At 71.2% G+C, this 19056-nt stretch carries 15 protein-coding genes; 11 read left to right on the forward strand and 4 right to left on the reverse strand.

Going from position 1 to position 19056, the window contains the following annotated elements:
• Positions 1 to 126: 126 nt before the first annotated feature.
• A complete protein-coding gene (locus ABT254_RS41745) occupies positions 127 to 1536 on the reverse strand; it encodes a type III PLP-dependent enzyme domain-containing protein (RefSeq protein ID WP_351482703.1) in 1410 nt (469 codons plus the stop codon).
• A 146-nt stretch (positions 1537 to 1682) separates the two neighbouring features.
• Here ABT254_RS41745 and hutU point away from each other — a divergent pair, with 146 nt between their 5' ends.
• The 4 genes from hutU to hutI all read left to right on the forward strand — a co-directional run bounded on the left by hutU (position 1683) and on the right by hutI (position 7307).
• Positions 1683 to 3347, forward strand: coding sequence for a urocanate hydratase (gene hutU / locus ABT254_RS41750; protein WP_351482705.1), 1665 nt, complete (start codon positions 1683 to 1685; stop codon positions 3345 to 3347).
• A gap of 188 nt (positions 3348 to 3535) precedes the next feature.
• Positions 3536 to 4738 carry an allantoate amidohydrolase gene (locus ABT254_RS41755; RefSeq protein WP_351482707.1) on the forward strand — a complete coding sequence of 401 codons (1203 nt, stop codon included), beginning with the start codon at positions 3536 to 3538 and terminating at the stop codon, positions 4736 to 4738.
• Positions 4735 to 6096: a formimidoylglutamate deiminase gene (locus tag ABT254_RS41760; protein ID WP_351482709.1), complete on the forward strand. Its 1362-nt coding sequence runs from the start codon at positions 4735 to 4737 to the stop codon at positions 6094 to 6096. Before ABT254_RS41755 ends, ABT254_RS41760 begins: the two co-directional genes overlap by 4 nt.
• A gap of 38 nt (positions 6097 to 6134) precedes the next feature.
• Positions 6135 to 7307 (forward strand): imidazolonepropionase, encoded by a 1173-nt coding sequence (hutI, locus tag ABT254_RS41765; protein WP_351482711.1) that lies wholly within the window; start codon positions 6135 to 6137, stop codon positions 7305 to 7307.
• A gap of 13 nt (positions 7308 to 7320) precedes the next feature.
• Here hutI and ABT254_RS41770 read toward each other — a convergent pair whose 3' ends face one another.
• Positions 7321 to 8910 (reverse strand): ricin-type beta-trefoil lectin domain protein, encoded by a 1590-nt coding sequence (locus tag ABT254_RS41770; protein ID WP_351482713.1) that lies wholly within the window; start codon positions 8908 to 8910, stop codon positions 7321 to 7323.
• A 187-nt stretch (positions 8911 to 9097) separates the two neighbouring features.
• Positions 9098 to 10027: an RNA polymerase sigma factor SigF gene (locus ABT254_RS41775; RefSeq protein WP_351482715.1), complete on the reverse strand. Its 930-nt coding sequence runs from the start codon at positions 10025 to 10027 to the stop codon at positions 9098 to 9100.
• Between the two features lie 237 nt (positions 10028 to 10264).
• On the opposite strand from ABT254_RS41775, the gene ABT254_RS41780 reads away from it, so the two are divergent.
• From ABT254_RS41780 to ABT254_RS41810, 7 genes are all read left to right on the forward strand, one after another.
• Positions 10265 to 10642, forward strand: a complete 378-nt coding sequence (locus tag ABT254_RS41780) for an STAS domain-containing protein (RefSeq protein ID WP_351482804.1) — start codon at positions 10265 to 10267, stop codon at positions 10640 to 10642.
• A gap of 229 nt (positions 10643 to 10871) precedes the next feature.
• Positions 10872 to 11399: an ATP-binding protein gene (locus ABT254_RS41785; protein WP_351482717.1), complete on the forward strand. Its 528-nt coding sequence runs from the start codon at positions 10872 to 10874 to the stop codon at positions 11397 to 11399.
• Positions 11400 to 11701: 302 nt separating this feature from the next.
• Entirely contained in the window at positions 11702 to 12964 is a 1263-nt protein-coding gene (gene serS / locus ABT254_RS41790) for a serine--tRNA ligase (protein WP_351482719.1), read from the forward strand.
• A gap of 183 nt (positions 12965 to 13147) precedes the next feature.
• Positions 13148 to 13828: an LPXTG cell wall anchor domain-containing protein gene (locus tag ABT254_RS41795; RefSeq protein ID WP_351482721.1), complete on the forward strand. Its 681-nt coding sequence runs from the start codon at positions 13148 to 13150 to the stop codon at positions 13826 to 13828.
• A gap of 151 nt (positions 13829 to 13979) precedes the next feature.
• Entirely contained in the window at positions 13980 to 14816 is an 837-nt protein-coding gene (locus tag ABT254_RS41800; RefSeq protein ID WP_351482723.1) for a hypothetical protein, read from the forward strand.
• On the forward strand, positions 14813 to 15892 hold the full coding sequence (locus ABT254_RS41805) for a hypothetical protein (RefSeq protein ID WP_351482725.1): 1080 nt from the start codon (positions 14813 to 14815) through the stop codon (positions 15890 to 15892). Before ABT254_RS41800 ends, ABT254_RS41805 begins: the two co-directional genes overlap by 4 nt.
• Entirely contained in the window at positions 15889 to 17187 is a 1299-nt protein-coding gene (locus ABT254_RS41810; RefSeq protein ID WP_351482727.1) for a hypothetical protein, read from the forward strand. Before ABT254_RS41805 ends, ABT254_RS41810 begins: the two co-directional genes overlap by 4 nt.
• A 69-nt stretch (positions 17188 to 17256) precedes the next feature.
• On the opposite strand, the gene ABT254_RS41815 is transcribed toward ABT254_RS41810, so the two are convergent.
• Positions 17257 to 18762: a peptide MFS transporter gene (locus tag ABT254_RS41815; RefSeq protein WP_351482729.1), complete on the reverse strand. Its 1506-nt coding sequence runs from the start codon at positions 18760 to 18762 to the stop codon at positions 17257 to 17259.
• Positions 18763 to 19056: the final 294 nt, after the last annotated feature.

Below are 19056 nucleotides of genomic sequence, written 5' to 3' on the forward strand. Positions count from 1 at the left end.
ACTACGCAACGTGTGCGCGAGGAGTGAGTGTTCTGGCATTTTCCGGTGGAACATGCGCCGGGCGACTAAGGTGGGTCAACTTGCCTTGATTCACATGTAGTTGACCATCACATCCACCGGCGTACGTCAACGGGGGTCAGGCGCCCGGAGGGTGGTGAGCGAGTCCGTGTGCGCCCCTCCCGACTCGGCCACGATCTCGTCGAGGCTCTGCGGCTCCCGGACGGTCGCGAAGGCGATGCCCCCGGCCCCGTCCGGTGCGAAGCCGTAGATCCCGGGCCGGGCGAGCGAGTTGTAGGCGTAGTGGTGCGCGAAGTAGTACGCGCCCGTGTCCAGCGCCGCCGCGTAGTCACCCTGCTCCAGCAGCGGCAGCGCCCGCCCCTCCGCCAGCAGGTCGCCCGAGAAGCAGGCCGGCCCCGCCACGTCCTGCACGACCTCCGGGCCCACCTTGGGGCGCCCCTTGCCGTCGTAGGCGGCGATCCTGAGCGGCCAGGCCCCCGGTACGAAGACCGTCCGCGTCGCCACCTGCACACCCGCGTGCGTGACCGCGACCGGCCGCCCGCCCGCGCTCTTGGCGTACTCCACCCGGGCCACCACCGTGCCGTGCTTGGCCAGCAGTGACCGCCCGAACTCGGTGACCAGCCCGTACCGCCCGTCGAACAGTCCCGGCACCGCCTCGCTCAGCAGCCGCGCGTACTGCGCGTACGTCGGTGTCGTGTCGTCCGAGCCGAAGTTCACCGGCAGTCCGCCGCCGATGTCGAGCGTGTCGATCTGCGGGCGCCCGAGCCGCCGGTTGATCTCCTCGGCGAGCGCATACGTCTCGGCCACGCCCTGCACCATCAGCGAGAGCGGAATGCCCTGCGACCCGGTGTGCGCATGCAGCCGGCTCAGCCACGGGCGGTCGGCGTACGCCCCCACGACCCATTCGCGCGCCCCCTCGTCACGCAGCGCCACCCCGAACTTCGAGGTCGCCGTCGCGGTCGAGGTCGCTCCGATGGAACCCCCGCCGACCTGCGGATTCACCCGGATTCCAAGCGGGGAGCGGCTGGTCGCCATGGGGGTACCTCCCATGCCTTTCGGGCTATGGGGGAGCATCAGGGCGTCGATGCGGTCCAGCTCCTGCGGGTTGTCCGCGTTGACGGCGATGCCCAGCGCCAGCGCCTCCCGCAGCTCGGCCGGGGTCTTCGCGGGCGAGTCGAGAACCGTGCGGTTCGGCGGCACGCCCGCCGCCCGCGCGAGGGCCAGCTCGCCAGGGCTCGCCACCTCCGCGCCGATCCCCTCCGCGCGCAGCAGTCGCAGCACCGGCACCAGCGGGGTCGCCTTCACCGCGAAGGCGTGCAGCACGGGCGTGCCGGGCGCCGTGACCGCGTCGAACGCCGCCCGCAGCCCGGCGGCCGCCTCCCGGATGCCGGTGACGTCGAGCAGCCCCACGATGGGGGTGCCGGGTCCCAGCAGCCCCTGCTCCACGGCGGCCCGCACCGCGTCGTCGCGCCGGGCCGCCCGCTCGGCCCCGTCTCCGTCCCTGTACCCGCCGTCCATGCCATCCCCCGTTCTCGCCGTCCGTGCCTGTGCATCCAGCCAAACATCTGCGGGCGGCCCATGCTGGCCCCCGGATGTATTGACTAGTTCTATTCAGGACGTCAGGATGTGAATAACAGCAGCAACAATCCGCTAGGAGGCAGACCATGTCAGGACCCCGCCCCGTCCGAGCGCCGCGCGGTACGGAACTGAGCGCCCTGGGATGGCAGCAGGAAGCCGCCCTGCGGATGCTGCAGAACAACCTCGACCCGGAGGTCGCCGAGCACCCCGACAAGCTCGTCGTCTACGGCGGCACGGGCAAGGCGGCCCGCGACTGGCGCTCCTTCGACGCGATGGTGCGGACCCTGAAGGGGCTGAAGCAGGACGAGACCATGCTGGTCCAGTCCGGCCGCCCGGTCGGCGTCATGCAGACCCACGAGTGGGCCCCGCGCGTCCTCATCGCCAACTCCAACCTCGTCGGCGACTGGGCCAACTGGGAGGAGTTCCGCCGCCTGGAGGCCCTCGGCCTGACCATGTACGGCCAGATGACCGCCGGCTCCTGGATCTACATCGGCACCCAGGGCATCCTCCAGGGCACCTACGAGACCTTCGCCGCCGTCGCCGCGAAGAAGTTCAACGGCACTCTCGCCGGGACGATCACGCTGACGGCCGGCCTCGGCGGCATGGGCGGCGCCCAGCCCCTCGCCGTGACCATGAACGACGGCGTCGCCATCTGTATCGACTGCGACCCGCGTGCCATCGAGCGCCGCATCGAGCACCGCTACCTGGACGTCAGGGCCGACAGCCTGGAGCACGCCCTCCAGCTCGCGGTCGAGGCCCGCGACGCCCGCCGCCCGCTCTCCATCGGCCTGCTGGGCAACGCCGCCGAACTGCTGCCGCGCATGCTCGCCGAGAGCGCCCCCATCGACATCGTCACCGACCAGACCTCCGCCCACGACCCGCTGTCGTACCTGCCGCTGGGCGTCGACTTCGACGACATGGCGGACGCGGCGGCGAAGGACCCGGCCGGGTTCACGGTGCGCGCGCGGGAGTCGATGGCCAGGCACGTCGAGGCGATGGTCGGCTTCATGGACGCCGGTGCGGAGGTCTTCGACTACGGCAACTCGATCCGCGGCGAGGCCCAACTCGCCGGGTACGAGCGGGCGTTCGCGTTCCCCGGCTTCGTGCCGGCGTACATCCGGCCGCTGTTCTGCGAGGGCAAGGGGCCCTTCCGGTGGGCCGCGCTGTCGGGTGAGGCGTCCGACATCGCGAAGACCGACAAGGCGATCCTGGACCTCTTCCCCGAGAACGAGTCCCTCGCGCGCTGGATCAAGATGGCGGGGGAGCGGGTCCACTTCCAGGGTCTGCCCGCGCGTATCTGCTGGCTCGGCTACGGCGAGCGGGACAAGGCCGGGGAGCGTTTCAACGACATGGTGGCCTCCGGTGAGCTGGCGGCTCCGCTCGCCATCGGGCGCGACCACCTCGACTGCGGGTCCGTCGCCTCGCCGTACCGCGAGACCGAGGCCATGCTCGACGGCTCGGACGCGATCGCCGACTGGCCGCTGCTGAACGCCATGGTCAACGTGGCGTCCGGCGCGTCGTGGGTGTCCATCCACCACGGTGGCGGTGTGGGCATGGGGCGGTCGATTCACGCGGGGCAGGTGTCCGTGGCTGACGGCACCAAGCTGGCGGGCGAGAAGATCCGGCGGGTGCTGACGAACGACCCCGGGATGGGTGTCATCCGGCATGTCGACGCCGGGTACGACATCGCCGAGTCGGTCGCCGACGAGCGGGGTGTGCGGGTTCCCATGCGCGAGGGTGACGAGGCGTGACCCTTCCGGGAGATGAGCGGCGCGGCAACCGTCCGGTGGGGGCTGCGGTCTCGTCGCCGCCTGCGGGTTCGGCTGTGCCCACCCGTTCCGCCCTGCGGAACGACTGCCCACAGCCTGGACGGCCTGACGCTCCACAGCCTGGACAGGCGGGCGCCTCGCAGCCTGCCGGTGGTAATTCGTTCCACTCCATGTGGCGCGAACTGCTGCCCATCGGGCAGCACCCCGACTCCCACGGCTACCGGCGCTTCGCCTGGACCGGGGCCGATGTCGAGTGCCGGGCCTGGTTCCAGGAGCAGGCCGAGGCCCGTGGGCTGGCGTACGAGGTCGACCGGAACGGGAATCAGTGGGCCTGGCTCGGCGATCCGGGGGCCGGGGACGCCGTCGTCACGGGGTCGCATCTCGACTCGGTGCCCGACGGGGGTGCCTTCGACGGGCCCCTGGGTGTCGTGTCCTCCTTTGCCGCGCTCGACGAACTCCGCGGCAGGGGAGTGGAGTTCAGCAGGCCGCTCGCCATCGTCAACTTCGGTGACGAGGAGGGCGCCCGGTTCGGGCTGGCCTGCGTCGGCTCGCGGCTCACCGCCGGGCAGCTCACCGTGGAGAACGCGCACAAGCTGACCGACGGGGACGGGATCAGTCTGCCCAGGGCCATGGAGGCCGCCGGGTACGACCCCGAGGCCATCGGGGCGGACCCGGAGCGGCTCGGGCGCATCGGCGCCTTCGTCGAGCTGCACGTCGAGCAGGGACGGGCGCTGGACCTGTCCGGCGACCGCGTCGGCATCGCCAGTGCCATCTGGCCGCACGGTCGCTGGCGGTTCGACTTCCGGGGCGAGGCCAACCACGCCGGCACGACCCGGCTCGTCGACCGGCGCGACCCCATGCTGTCGTACGCCGAGACCGTGCTCGCCGCCCGCCGGGAGGCCGAACTCGCCGGTGCCGTCGCCACCTTCGGCAAGATCGCCGTCGAGCCCAACGGCGTCAACGCGATCCCCTCGCTCGTGCGCGGCTGGCTCGACTCCCGCGCCGAGGACCAGGAGCGCCTCGACGCCGTGGTCGGCGGGATCGAGAACGCCGCCCGCGAGTACGCCGCCGCACACGGCATCGACCTCGACGTCGTCCGTGAGTCCTTCACGCCCGTCGTCGAGTTCGACCACGCCCTGCGCGACGAACTGGCCCGCATCCTCGGCAAGGACACCGACATCACGGTCCCCGTCCTGGGTACCGGTGCCGGACACGACGCCGGAATCCTCTCCGGGAGCATCCCGACCGCCATGCTGTTCGTGCGCAACCCCACGGGTGTCTCGCACTCCCCGGCCGAGTTCGCCGCCGAGGACGACTGCGTGGCCGGGGTGCTCGCACTCGCCGACGTACTGGAAGGGCTGGCCTGCAGGTGACGCACCCCCGCACACGGACGTACTGGCTGGAGCACGCCTGGCTCGACACCCACGTCGAGCCGGGAGTCGCCGTCGAGGTGGCGGACGGCCGCATCACCGCCGTCCGCACCGACGTGCCCACCCCGCCCCCCGGCGCCGAGATCCTGCGCGGACTCACGCTGCCCGGGCTGGCGAACGCCCACTCGCACGCCTTCCACCGCGCCCTGCGCTCCACCGTCCAGGTCGGCTCCGGCACCTTCTGGACCTGGCGCGAGGTCATGTACTCGTTCGCCGACAAGCTGACCCCGGAGACCTATCACGCCCTCGCCCGCGCCGTGTACGCCGAGATGGCGCTGGCGGGCGTCACCTCCGTCGGCGAGTTCCACTACGTCCACCACGCCCGCGGCGGCACCCCCTACGCCGACCCCAACGCCATGGGTGAGGCCCTCATCGCGGCCGCCGCCGACGCCGGCGTCCGCATCACCCTGCTCGACACCCTCTACCTCTCCTCCGGTCTCTCCAACCGGCCCGGCGGCGAGCCCCCCAACACCCACCAGCTGCGCTTCTCCGACGGGAGCGCGGAGGCCTGGGCCGAACGCTGTTCAGTTCTCAAGGAACGGGACCACGCGCGGATCGGTGCGGCGATCCACTCCGTACGGGCCGTGCCCGCGGACCAGTTGGCGACCGTGGCACGGTGGGCCGAGGAGCGGCGGGCCCCGCTCCATGTGCACCTGTCGGAGCAGACCGCCGAGAACGAGGCGTGCCTGGAGGTCCACGGGTGCACCCCGACCCAGCTCCTCGCCCTGCACGGGGTGCTCGGCCCGCGCACCACCGGAGTCCACAACACCCACCTCACCGCCGAGGACATCTCCCTCATCGGCGGCTCCGGCACCGGCACCTGCATGTGCCCGACGACCGAGCGGGACCTCGCGGACGGCATCGGGCCGGCCGTCGCCCTGCAGAACGAGGGCTCCCCGCTCTCACTCGGCTCCGACAGCCACGCCGTCATCGACCTGTTCGAAGAGGCGCGGGCGATGGAGCTCAACGAGCGCCTGCGCACCCGCAGCCGCGGTCACTGGACCGCCGCGGCACTCCTGCGCGCGGCCTCGGCCGACGGTCACGCCGCCCTCGGCTGGGACGAGGCGGGCAGGATCGAACAGGGCGCCCTCGCCGACCTCACGACGATCGCGCTCGACTCCGTCAGGACAGCGGGGCCGCTGCCCAGGCTCGGCGCCGAGACCGCCGTATTCGCGGCGAGCGCTGCCGACGTACGGCACACGGTCGTGGGCGGCCGGCATGTCGTACGCGACGGTGCGCACGCGCTCGTACCGGATGTGCCGCAGGCCCTGGCACAAGCCGTCGAAGCCCTGCGCGGCTGACCACCATCCCCCGTCCGGCCACCCACGAGGACACGACGATGAGCAGCACCGTCATCACCAACATCGCCACACTGGTCACCAACGACCCCTCCCTCGGTGACGGCTCCCCCCTCGGACTGATCCAGGACGCGGCGCTCGTCATCGACGGCGACCGTGTCGCGTGGACCGGTGAATCAAGCAAAGCACCCGCCACTGACAACCGGGTCGACGCCGGCGGCCGGGCGGTCCTGCCCGGCTTCGTCGACTCGCACTCCCACCTGGTCTTCGCGGGCGACCGGACGCAGGAGTTCAACGCCCGGATGTCCGGGCGGTCCTACAGCGCGGGCGGCATCCGCACCACCGTCGCCGCCACCCGCGCCGCGAGCGACGAGGAGCTGGAGGCCAACCTCACCCGCTACCTCGCCGAGGCCCTGCGTCAGGGCACCACGACCTTCGAGACGAAGTCCGGCTACGGCCTGACCACCGAGGACGAAGCCCGCGCCCTGCGCATCGCCGCCACCCACACCGACGAGGTCACCTACCTCGGCGCCCACATCGTCTCCCCCGACTACGCCGACGACCCCGCCGGCTATGTCGCCCTGGTCACCGGCGAGATGCTCGACGCCTGCGCGCCGTACGCCCGTTGGATCGACGTCTTCTGCGAGAAGGGCGCCTTCGACGGCGACCAGGCCCGCGCGATCCTCACCGCGGGCAAGGCCAGGGGCCTGCACCCGCGCGTCCACGCCAACCAGCTCTCCTACGGCCCCGGCGTCCAGCTGGCGGTCGAGCTCGATGCCGCGAGCGCCGACCACTGCACCCACCTCACGGACGCGGACGTCGACGCACTCGCGGGCAGCGCCACCGTCGCCACCCTCCTGCCCGGCGCCGAGTTCTCCACCCGCGCCGAGTGGCCGAACGCCCGCCGTCTCCTCGACGCGGGCGCCACGGTCGCCCTCTCCACCGACTGCAATCCGGGCTCGTCCTTCACCTCGTCCGTGCCGTTCTGCATCGCCCTCGCGGTGCGGGACATGGGGATGACCCCGGACGAGGCGGTCTGGTCGGCCACGGCGGGCGGCGCCCGGGCCCTGCGCCGGGACGACATCGGCCGCCTGAGTGCCGGCGCCCGCGCGGACCTCATCACCCTCGACGCCCCGAGCCACGTCCACCTCGCCTATCGGCCGGGTGTGCCGCTGGTCACCGGGGTGTGGCGGCGGGGCGTGCGGGAGGTCTGACCGGGCCTCCCGTTCAGGAGGCACCCGCCCGCCAGCGCTGCTCGGCACTGTCGTCCAGCGGCCGCAGCGACAGCCCGTCGCCCCGGTAGGGCGTCAGCGCCGTCTCGATGGCGATCGCGGGCCGGATCACACCGTCGGCGTCCACCATGAACATCAGGTTCTGGCCGTTCCTGCTGTACACCGAGTCGCACTCCCAGATGCCCACACCCCTGTCCACATCGCCCCGGCTGTCCAGGCAGTAGTCAGGGTCGGCGGACGACTGCACCACCCCGCGCGCGGAGTCGACGCGCCAGCGCTGGGTGCGGGACGAGGAGCAGGGGGCAGTGATGACGTCGGTGCCTTTCTCGAAGTCGCCGTCGCGGACGTCCAGGCACCGGCCGGTGGCGACGTTCACGATCTGCGCGAACGTGCCGTTGGGGGCGTGGGTGGGGGAGGGGGAGGGCTTCGGAGACTTCGAAGGCGACTTCGAGGGCCGCCTGGACGGGGTGGAACTCCGCATCGGCGAGGGCGACTTGCTCTTCGCCGATGGTGACGGCGAGGGCGAGGGGGCGACGGAGACCGTCGCCGTGACCGTGACCGGCGCCGGGACCGTCGGCGTACCCACCGAGCCCGCCGCCTCCTGGGGCGGCGAGGACGGTGAAGCGGCCTGGGAGAGCAGGAAGATGAGCAGGGGCGCCAGGGCCACTCCGACGGCGATCGAGGTCAGCAGGAGGCGCCGGGAGGGAGGCCAGGGGGAGTCGTCCGCACGGGGCTTGGGACGCGGCGCCTCGGGCGTCGTGACATACGCCTTGCCCGCCCACGGCAGCAGGCCCTCGGCCAGCGCGGTGCGGGGCGCGTCGCGCAGGGCCGACAGTTCCTCGTAGGCCGTCGTGCAGTGGGCGCAGTGCACCATGTGGGCCCGCAGGTCGGCGCTGGTGCGCGGGCTGTGGGGCCGTACCGACTCCTCGATGAGCCGGCCGAAGTTGCCGCAGCGCGGGTCGGCCGAGGCCGTCAGGCGGGCACGCAGGCACGCCTGGCCCATGGCCTGCAGGGCGGAGGCGGTCTCGTGGCCCACGTCCTCGCGGGTCAGGCCGAGGAAGGCCGCCGTCCTGTCCTCGGTCTCCTGCTCCACGATGCCGTACCAGACGAGGCCCTGGGCGCGGGACGGGAGGGACCGGAAGGCGGTGAGCATGGGCGGTACGGGGACGTCTGAGCCCGCCGTGGTCAGGACGAGCAGCAGGCCCGGGTCGAGACCGCCGGCTCGCTCGCCGGCCGCCCAGGAGGCGGCCAGTTGCCCGGTCAGCAGGAGGAGATGAAGTCGAAGGGGGACCAGGGGTTCGGTGCCGCGTGCCGTCTGCCGGGCCGCCAGGGTGAACGCCTGCGCGGCCAGGTCGCGTGCGGCGGACTCGCTCGCCGTGCACAGCCGGGCGTAGCCAAGGACCGCCGGCTGATGGCGGGCACGGAGCTCCTGCAGGGCCGGATAGAGGGTGGGGGTGCTGGTGCGCAGCAGTTCGGTCAGCCGCGCGTCGGACGCGCCCGCAAGCACCTCGTTCCGGGGGATGCCCCCGGACCCCCGGCCGCTCCCGGTCTCGACTCCGTCGTCGGTCCCGTCGGCCCGAGCCATCCGCCCGCCTCCTTGCACCCTTGCTGCCCGCCGGGATATTGACCTACCGGCGGGTATGGGGGCCCATAGTGATGGATGGAAACCTCTGGGAAAAGAGTTTCTGTGGGTAACCCAGGGAACGCCTGAGCGCGGCCCGCCCGGCAACCGGACGGACCGCGCTCGGAAAGAGGCGTCACAAAGGAGAGCGTCACTCCTCGAGGGTCAGGCCCTTGCGCAAGCGCATCAGCGTCCGCGACAGCAGCCGCGACACATGCATCTGCGAGATGCCGAGCTCTTCGCCTATCTCGGACTGGGTCAGGCCCGCGACGAAGCGCAGGGAGAGGATCTGCCGGTCCCGGGGCGGGAGTTCGGCGATCAGCGGCTTCAACGACTCGACGTACTCGATGCCTTCGAGCCCGTGGTCCTCGTACCCGATCCGGTCCGCCAGCGCGCCCTCGGCGTCGTCCTCCTCGGGTTGGGCGTCCAGCGAGGAGGCGGTGTAGGCGTTCGACGCCGCCATGCCCTCGACGACCTCGTCCCTGGTCAGCTCGAGGCGCTCCGCGAGCTCCGCCACCGTGGGCGCCCGGTCCAGCTTCTGGGCCAGCTCGTCACCGGCCTTGGCCAGGTCGAGCCGGAGCTCCTGCAGCCTGCGCGGTACGCGTACGGACCACGAGGTGTCGCGGAAGAAGCGCTTGATCTCGCCGACGATGGTCGGCATGGCGAACGTGGGGAACTCGACACCCCGCGCCAGTTCGAACCGGTCGATCGCCTTGATCAGGCCGATCGTGCCGACCTGGATGATGTCCTCCATCGGCTCGCTCCGTGAGCGGAAGCGGGAGGCGGCGAACTTGACCAGCGCGAGGTTGAGCTCGACGAGGGTGTTGCGCACGTACGAGTATTCGTGCGTGCCTTCCTCGAGGGACTCAAGGCGCTCGAAGAGGGTCTTGGAGAGCGCTCGGGCGTCTACCGGTCCCACTTCGTCGTACGGGGGGATCTCCGGAAGGCCTGCCAGCCCGGCAGGCGTGTCTGGGTCGATGCTCTCGATGCTCTCGATGGGATCCAGATGTTCCGGAGGGGATGTCGACGTCGCCTCCTGGGTATGCGATCCGTCGAGCCGGGGTGACATGATGTCCTCCATCGTTCTCGGCATATGGCTGCCGAAGCCAGTGCGTGCACTGCGGTGTGCGGCGCCTCCAAAGCCGGCCGTGTCGGTTACGTATCCCTACTAGCCCTACCCGCTTTCCCACGCCCGCCGCAAGTGCGTTCTGTGGGGATATGTCCGTTTGCGTGCGGTTGTTCGGGTGTCGGAGAGTGTGAGGAAGGCGTAGTGTTCGAGGGCGTGAGTCAGCAGCCACGACGTCGGGAGAAAGACGGCATGGACCGCGGGACGGTCGGCAGCGCACAGTCGGGCCGGCTACTGGTGGAGGTCGGGGAAGAGGGCTCCAGCGCCGTCGTGACCCCGGTGGGTGAGTTGGATCACCACACCGCCGATCTGTTGCGTGAGCCACTCGAGGAATGCCTCGCCAAGGGATTCAGCCGGCTGGTGGTGGACTGCACACGGCTGGAGTTCTGCGACTCCACGGGGCTCAACGTGCTGCTCGGCGCGCGCCTGAAGGCGGAGGCCGCCGGGGGCGGGGTGCATCTCGCGGGGATGCAGCCCGTGGTGGCGCGCGTCTTCGAGATCACCGGGGCGGAAGCGGTCTTCACCGTGCATGACACGCTCGAGGCGGCCCTGGCCGATGAGGCCGGCTGACGCCGGCTTCGCCCGGCCGGCTCTGCGAGCCCGTGTCCCGTCCCGCTCACCCCTGTGTGACCGGCACTTTCCGGGCGCCACGCGTTCCGGGCCGAATAGGGGGGTGTTCTGCCGGTTCGGTCGGGCAGGAGACATCCTGTCGGCAGGGGTACGTAAATGACTCTTGGATCGTGAACTGACTCTTGAATCGTGAACTGGTGAATCGGTGAAGCGGTGAGGTGAAGCGCTGATGAGCACCACCCGGCCTTACTCGCCGGGCGACCGCGGCCCGGAGCCGAGCGGCGCTTCCGGGGCGTCCGAGGGCGACGGGACCCCGTCGTCGGCTGCGCCCGCGTCGTCCGCGGGCGGCGGCCAGGTCCGCAGGCTGAACTTCGACGGCGAGAGCGGTGTCGTGCCGCTCGCCCGCGACTTCACCCGCCAGGCGCTGTACGCATGGGGCTGGCTTCCCGCCGCCACGGCCGACCGGCGGGCCGCCGCCGAGGACGTGCTGCTCGTCGTCTCCGAGCTGGTCACCAACGCCTGTCTGCACGCCGAGGGCCCGGACGAGCTGTGGATCTCCTGCGACAACAAGGTGATCCGCATCGAGGTCTCGGACAAGGGTCCGGGCCAGCCGGCACCCCGCACCCCGCACCGCGCGGGCCGCCCCGGCGGGCACGGCATGTTCATCGTGCAGCGGCTCTGTCTGGACTGGGGCGTCGTACGGACACCGGGAGTGACCGGCAAGACCGTGTGGGCGGAGCTGGGCGCCCCGGCGTAAGGGGCGAGAAATTCGTTTCCGCCGGTGGGGCAGGCTCTCTACCCTCGTCTGCAACGCGCTGACGGAGACAAGTAGCCGAGGCCCACGCGACCGAAGCGAATCCACTCCCGAGTGCGGGGAGGAAATGCCCCGCCGGCCGGCCCCCGTCATCGGGCCAGAACGAGGCCGTCGTACAGCCGCGAGACGCGTTCGTACGGCGGTGAAGGCGTGGTGGCACCGCGAGCACCCTCTCGCCCACGCCCCGAGGGACCATCCCCGGGGCGGCGCGTGCCGCTCTGGCAGAACCGGACGGAGCGCGCACCATGCTCGACGTCACCCTCATCCGAAACCATCCCGACCAGGCTCGCGCGGCCCTCGCCAAGCGGGCCGTCGATGCCGACATCCCGGCCTTCCTCGCCCTGGACGCCGCCTTCCGCGAGGCCCGCACGGCCGTGGAGCGGCTGCGCGGCGAGCGCAGGCGCATCTCGGCGGACATCGCCGTACGCCGACGGGCCGGCGAGAACGCCGACGAGCTCCAGGCGGCGGCCGGGGCCCTGGCCGACCAGCTGGCCCAGGCCGAGGCCGGGCTCGACCGGCTCGCACGCCGGCACCAGGACTTCCTCGACGCCCTGCCCAACCTCCCGGACGACGACGTCGTCGCGGGCGGCAAGGAGAACAACCAGGTCGTACGGGCCGTGGGCACCCCGCCCGCGTTCGGCTTCGCGCCCAAGGACCATGTGCGGCTCGCCCAGGACCTCGGCCTCGTCGACTACCGGCGGGGTGCGGCACTCGCGGGCAGCGGCTACTGGATCTACCGGGGCGAGGGCGCGGCCCTGGAGTGGGCGCTGCTCAATCACTTCCTGGACACGCACCGCCGGGCGGGCTACGAGTTCGTGCTGCCGCCGCACCTGCTCACCCATGAAGCGGGCTATACGGCCGGACAGTTCCCGAAGTTCGCCGACGAGGTCTTCCGCGTGGGCGAGCACTTCCTCCTGCCCACCGCCGAGACCGCCCTGGCCGGCCTGCACCGCGGCGAGACCCTCGACGAGCGGGAGCTGCCGCTCAAGTACGTCGCCTACACACCCTGTTACCGCAAGGAGAGCGGCGGCCACCGCACCGCGGACCGGGGCACCCTGCGCGGCCACCAGTTCAACAAGGTCGAGCTCTTCCAGTACACGCGCCCGGGGGACTCGGATGCCGCGCAGCTGGAACTGCTCGCCCGCGCCGAGGAGTTGGTCGCCGGACTCGGCCTGCACTACCGCGTCACCAAACTCGCGGCCGGGGACACCAGCCCCGCCCAGGCCAAGACGTACGACGTGGAGGTCTGGCTGCCGAGCCTGGGGGCGTACGCCGAGGTCAGCTCGGTGTCGAACGCCCGCGACTACCAGGCGCGACGCGGCGCCGTGCGCTGCCGCCCGGCCGGCGGTGGCAAGGCGGCGTACGTCCACACCCTCAACGCCTCGGGTCTCGCCACCAGCCGTCTGCTGCCCGCGCTCCTGGAGCAGCACCAGCGGGCGGACGGCACGGTGGCGGTGCCGGAGGTGCTGCGGCGGTGGGGAGTGCCGGAGGTCCTGCGAGCGCACTAGCCCATGGTTACCCACGGTCACCCCCTCCACTCGAACCCCTCCCCGTGCGCGCCGGATCCCCACAACTCCGGCGCGCACCTTCTCTTCCCTCCTCAAGGGCCCGGGCGTACCTTGACGGCCGAATCTGATGTGCCGTCAGGAAGTGGCAGGGGAACCCGAGGATCTCGAAGAGGGAGCGGAATCGTGTCGTACCGGAATCGAACCGCCGCGCTCGCGTCCGCCGCGGCCCTGGCCGGCTCGGCGGTGCTGCTCGCCGCCCCCGCGGCCGAGGCCACGGTCGTCGACGTCAACTACCAGTGCAAGACGCCGATCGGCAACAAGAGCGCCGTCTCGCCCATCGACATCAAGAGCGTCAAGAGCGGCAGCGCGTACAAGCTCACCATGTCGTGGCAGAAGGGCGTCTCCTCCAGCCCGGTCGAACTGGGCAAGGGGGCGATGAACCCGAGCGCCACCATCGTGCTGGGCGGCGCCGACAGCGGCACGGTGTCCGTCTCCGGGCCCGCCAACCAGGCGGCGATCCCCGCCAACACCCCCATCAAGATCAACGACTTGACGGGAACGTACACGCCGAAGAAGACCGGGAAAGTGACCTTCACTCCGGGCATCCTGACGATCAAGGCGCTCGGTACGACGACCACGTGCACGCCGTCGAACCATCCGGGGCCGGCGCTCAGCCTTGATGTGACAGCTGCGGGGGGCTCCGCCGGGGGCAGTCAGGGCGGGGCGGATTCCGGCGGGTCCCTGCCGCAGACCGGGCCCGATGACTCCGCCGTCGCGCTGGGCACGCTCGGTGGGACGGTGCTGCTTGCCGGCGCGGCGGGGGCGTTGTGGGTGACTCGGCGGAATCAGGTGGCCCGGCGGTAACGGTTCTCGGCTGTGCCGCGGTGAGTCGTGGATTGTCTGCGGCGCCGCCGTGGCTGGTCGCGCCCACGCGGCGGAGCCGCATATCGATACAGCCCCCCCGCCCCTTCGGGGCGCTGCACCACCGTCGAGCTACGACCGCTGGAGCCGCCGGATGCCATGTGCCTCCCGTGTGACGTTCGTTTCCGTCCTGCTCGTGCTGACCGCCGCGCCGGTGGCTGCCGCCGCCGACGGGTGGTCGGTTGTGCCCTCCGGAGGTGGACGTCCGGCCCTTTATGCCGAAGGTGCGCCCGGGGCCGTTCTGCAGGATGCGGTGTCCGTGGTCAACCGGAGTGGGCGGGCGGTCACGGTGCGGCTGAGCGGCAGGGGGGTTCCGGTCACCTTTGCCGCCGACCGGGTGCGCGTGCCCGCCCGCACCCGCGCCGATGTGCCGTTCGCGGTGAGTGCGCGCGGTGACCGCAGTGGTGAGATCGTCGCCCGAGACCAGGACGGCCGCCGGGCCGCGGTTCCGGTCCGGCTGCGGGTGGGCGGACCGGCGCTGTCCGCGCTGACCGTCGAGCATGTGTCCGTGCGCGGTGATCGCATCACGTACGACCTGGTCAATCGCGGTACCACGGTGCTTGTGCCGAGCCTCGCCGTGCGCGCCGACGGGGTCTTCGGGCCGGTTCTGGACCGGGCCCCGCGCACCCTGCCGATCCGCCTCCGCCCCGGCCACCGCCTCCGTCTCGCCGAACCCTGGCCCGGCCGCCCCGCCCTGGACTCGGTCGACGTCCGGCTGACCGTGACGGCGGCGGGCGGCGCGCACGACTCGGCCGGCGCGTCGGCGCGGTTCGTGCCGTGGGGGGCGGTGACGGGGGTTGCGGGTGCGGTGGCGGCAGGGGGTGCGCTGCTTCTCGTACGGGGCCTACGGCATCGCAGGCCCCGTACGGCTGACGGCGAGGCGCCCGAACCCTCGCGTACGGAAGTCGAGTTGACGGGAGCGGTGACGTGAACGGCAAGCTGCGGATCACGGCCTTGCCGGTGGTGCTCGCGCTGCTCCTGCTGCCCCTGGCGGGCACGGCTGCGGCGGACGGGCCGACCGTCAGGCTCTCCAAGTCCCAGGCCGGTACCGGTGGTTCGGTCACCGTCAGCGGCAGCGGGTGGCGTTCGCACGCCCTGCTGATGATGCTGATCTGCGGGCAGGCGACCCCGTCCCGGGGGGTGATCGGCGGCACCAACTCCTGCGCCAACTCGGACGGAAGGGCCGTCACCACCGACGCCAAGGGCTCCTTCAGCAAGAAGCTGCCGGTCGCGGAGCCGCCGGTGCCGTGCCCGTGCGTGGTGCACGTGGCGACCGTCGAGGGCGCGAAGGCCCAGGCGGACGCGGTCCTCCAGGTGGCCGGGCACGCCGTCGAACCGCTGCCGGCCGAGCCCTCCGGCGGGCGGCTGTCGGTCCTCACGGACACCCGGCTCGACGGGTCGAGCGGACTGCTCACCTGGTTCGGCGCGCCGCCCGCACGCACCCTCGTGTTCACCGTCGGCAACGCCGGCACCACCGCGATCAAAAACCCGGTCTTCCAGCTGGGCACCTCGCACGGGGTGTTCGCCCCGCAGTGGGAGGACCAGGAGTGGCGCGGCACCATCGCACCCGGCAAGAAGGCGCAGATCAGACTCCCCGTCGAGCTGACGGCGGGCGCGCACGGCGACTACACCGTCTCCCTCAAGTACAGCGGCAGGGTCCTCGCCGAGCAGCCCTGGGGCGTGGACCGCCCCTGGGGCGTGACCCTGTTCTGGCTGCTGGTCTGTGTGGTCGTGCCGGCCGCGGTGTTCCGCGCCGGGATGGCGGTCGTGGACCGGGTACGGCCGCGCCGCGCCGGCGGCCTCCGGCACCGGGGGCTGCGCCTGCCCGAACTGGCCCTGCGCTTGCCGAAGTTCACCACCAAGCCGGCTCAGGAGCCCCCCTCGAACTCGACCCTGCCGTGGTTCACCCCGGACTCCGATCCGGGCACGGCCGGTCGGCTCTCCGCACCGCACCACGACGACAGCCCGACGAGTCCTACGACTCCCACCAGGAAGGGACCCCCGTGAGAAAGCGCAGGAGAGTCACACCGGCCGGCAGCGGGAGAGCGGGTGCGGCGGGCGCCGCGCTGGTACTGGGATCGGCAGGCATCCTGCTGGGCCTGGCCGCCGGTCCCGCGCAGGCCGCCGAGGTGTCGTTCGCGACGCACTGCGTGCCGCCCGCGGGCATCACTCCCGTGGACGGCACCACGAAGGTCGAGATCACCGCGCCGGCCACGGCCAAGGTGGGCGACACGGTGGACGTCGTATGGAAGTTCGTCCAGGCCGCCTCTAAGAACCCGGACATCATCGACCTGCCCGCCAACTCGGTCCAGCCGTCCGGGGTGTTGAAGGCGGCAGGCGCGCAGGCCGCCGACATCGCCATGCAGGGCACGCGCACGAACCCGGCCATCCCCAAGGGCGGTGCCATGGTGCTGTCCGACATGAAGGGCACCCTGAAGCTGACGGCACCGGGCGAGGTGACGCTGACCCCGGACGCGTACACCGTCAACGCCATGTCGACGGACACCAAGTGCACGCCGAAGGAGACCGTGCAGAAGGCGGCGACGATCGAGGTGGCGCCGGGCGACGGCAGCTCGTCGAGCACCACACCGGAGCCGACGGACTCGGCCTCCCCGTCGTCCTCGCCGTCCGCGTCGGCCTCCGCTTCCGCCAGTGACGGCACCGGCAGCGGCCAGACCGACTTCACCGGCAAGGAGGTCGACATCCCGTACACCTGCCAGTCGCCCATCGGCGAGAAGAAGGCGACCTCGCCCATCCAGATCGACGCCAGGAAGAACGGCGGCAGTTTCGACCTCACCGTGCAGTTCAAGAAGTCGGTGATGGACAGCCCCGCCGACATCCCCAAGGGCTCGGTGAAGCCGTCGATGGAGGTGGTCCTGGGCGGCGCCGACAAGGGCACGGTGCATGTGGAGGGGCCCACCAACTCCAAGGACATCAAGTCCGGCGAACCGATCGAGATCCCCGACCTGACGGGCACCTACAAACCGGGCGCGGACGGCAAGTCGACCCTGTCCCCGGGCGTCCTCACGATCAACGCCCTGGGCACGACGACCACCTGCAAGCCGGACAGGACCGAGGTCTCCCTGACCCTGGACACGACCCAGCAGGCGAGCGGCGCGTCGGGCGGTTCGTCGTCGACGTCCGGCGGCACGTCGTCCACCGGTTCGTCGAGCGGCGGCCTGGCGGAAACGGGTTCGGACAGCCATGGGGCCGTGAAGGCTCTGGGGTTGGTGGCAGGCACGGCGGTTCTGCTCGGCGCGGCGATCTTCACGTTCCTGCCGGGCCGCCGCCGGGTTCGGTAGCGACATGGAGGGACAACGGAGAGGGCCGCTGCACCACCGGGCGCAGCGGCCCTCTCGGGCGGGGCAACGTCAGTGCACGTCGCCCATCAGCTTGTTGACCTTGCTGCGGAACATCCACACCGCGACACCCGCGATCACGGCGAGCACCGCCTCCAGGGCGACGAAGCCCGTCTTGTCGAGGTTGACCCCGCCGACAGCAGGGTTCGACAGCAGGGCCGTGATCGAGTCGCCCGCGGTGACCGCGAGGAACCAGACGCCCATCATCTGGGAGGCGTACTTCTTCGGCGCCATCTTCGTCGTCACGGACAGACCCACCGGGGACAGCGTCAGCTCACCGATCGTCTGGACGAAGTAGATCGCGACCAGCCACATCGCCGCGGCCTTGTGACCGCCCTCGGCGATCGACAGCGGAGCGAGGAAGAGGAAGAACGACGCACCGATCAGCACCAGGCCGGAGGCGAACTTCACGATCGTGCTCGGCTCCTTGCCGCGCCGGTTCAGCCACAGCCACAGCCAGGCGAAGACGGGCGCCAGCGCCATGATCATGACCGGGTTGACCGACTGGTACCAGGAGACCGGGAACTCCCAGCCGAGGATGGTGTTCTCGGCCTTGCCGTCGGCGAAGATCGACAGGGTCGAACCGCCCTGGTCGTAGATCATCCAGAAGACGGCGGCGGCCACGAAGAACCAGACGTACGCCGACACCTTGGAACGCTCGGCCGGGTCCAGGTCCTTGTCCCGGCGGATGCGGGCGATGACGAAGATCGGCACGATCAGACCGATGAGGGTCAGCGGGATCAGCGCCCAGTTCAGGGTGAAGTGGCCGGAGAGGCCGACGACACCGTAGAAGACCACGGCGATCGCCAGCCAGACCAGGCCCTTGCGCAGCGTGGCGGACTTCTCCTCGGCGGACAGCGGCGTGGGGACGACGCTGCTCTTCTCGCTCAGGTGACGGCTGCCGAGCAGGTACTGGGCCAGACCCAGCCCCATGCCGAGCGCGGCCAGCGCGAAGCCGAGGTGCCAGTCGTACTTCTCACCGACGGTGCCGATGACCAGCGGCGCGGCGAAGGCGCCCAGGTTGATGCCGATGTAGAAGAGCGTGAAGCCACCGTCACGGCGCGGGTCCTCCGGACCCTTGTAGAGGTGACCGACCATCGTGGAGATGTTGGCCTTCAGCAGACCCGAGCCGATGGCGACGAGGCCGAGGCCCACGAAGAAGCTGGCCGCGACCGGCAGCGCCAGGCACAGGTGGCCGAGCATGATGATGATGCCCGCGACGGCCACCGTCTTGCGGGGGCCGAGGAAGCGGTCCGCGACCCAGCCTCCGGGCAGGGCGAGCAGGTACACGAGCGACACGTACACCGAGTAGATCGCAGTCGCCGTGCCCGCGTTCAGGTGCAGGCCACCCGGGGCCACGAGGTAGAGCGGGAGCAGGGCCCTCATGCCGTAGTAGGAGAACCGCTCCCACATCTCGGTCATGAAGAGTGTGGCCAGTCCGCGAGGGTGGCCGAAGAAGGTCTTCTCGGAGCCGGGGGTGTCCGGGCGGACCGAGTCCTTCGTCAGGCTGGACGCCATGGTCGTTCCTTGCTGTGCTGGTGGGGGTTTACCGCACACAAAAGAGACCTTCGGCGTCAAATCGCTGCCAAAGGTCCCCGCAGTGCTACAGGCGTTGTTTCACCATACGGCAGGACACTGCCGGATATGGAAGGACTTGAGACGGGGATCACAGGCGGAGCTGGAACCATACACGCCTATTCCAAGGTCTCTTCGACGATCACACCGCACAGACACAGGTTCGCTCCGAAGCGTCCAAAGGTAAGAACCACGGGTGCCGATCACACCACAGCACCTGTCAAGAGCGGACTACCA

Origin of the sequence: Streptomyces sp. NPDC001137 (assembly GCF_040298885.1) — a bacterium.
Classification (GTDB): Bacteria; Actinomycetota; Actinomycetes; order Streptomycetales; family Streptomycetaceae; genus Streptomyces.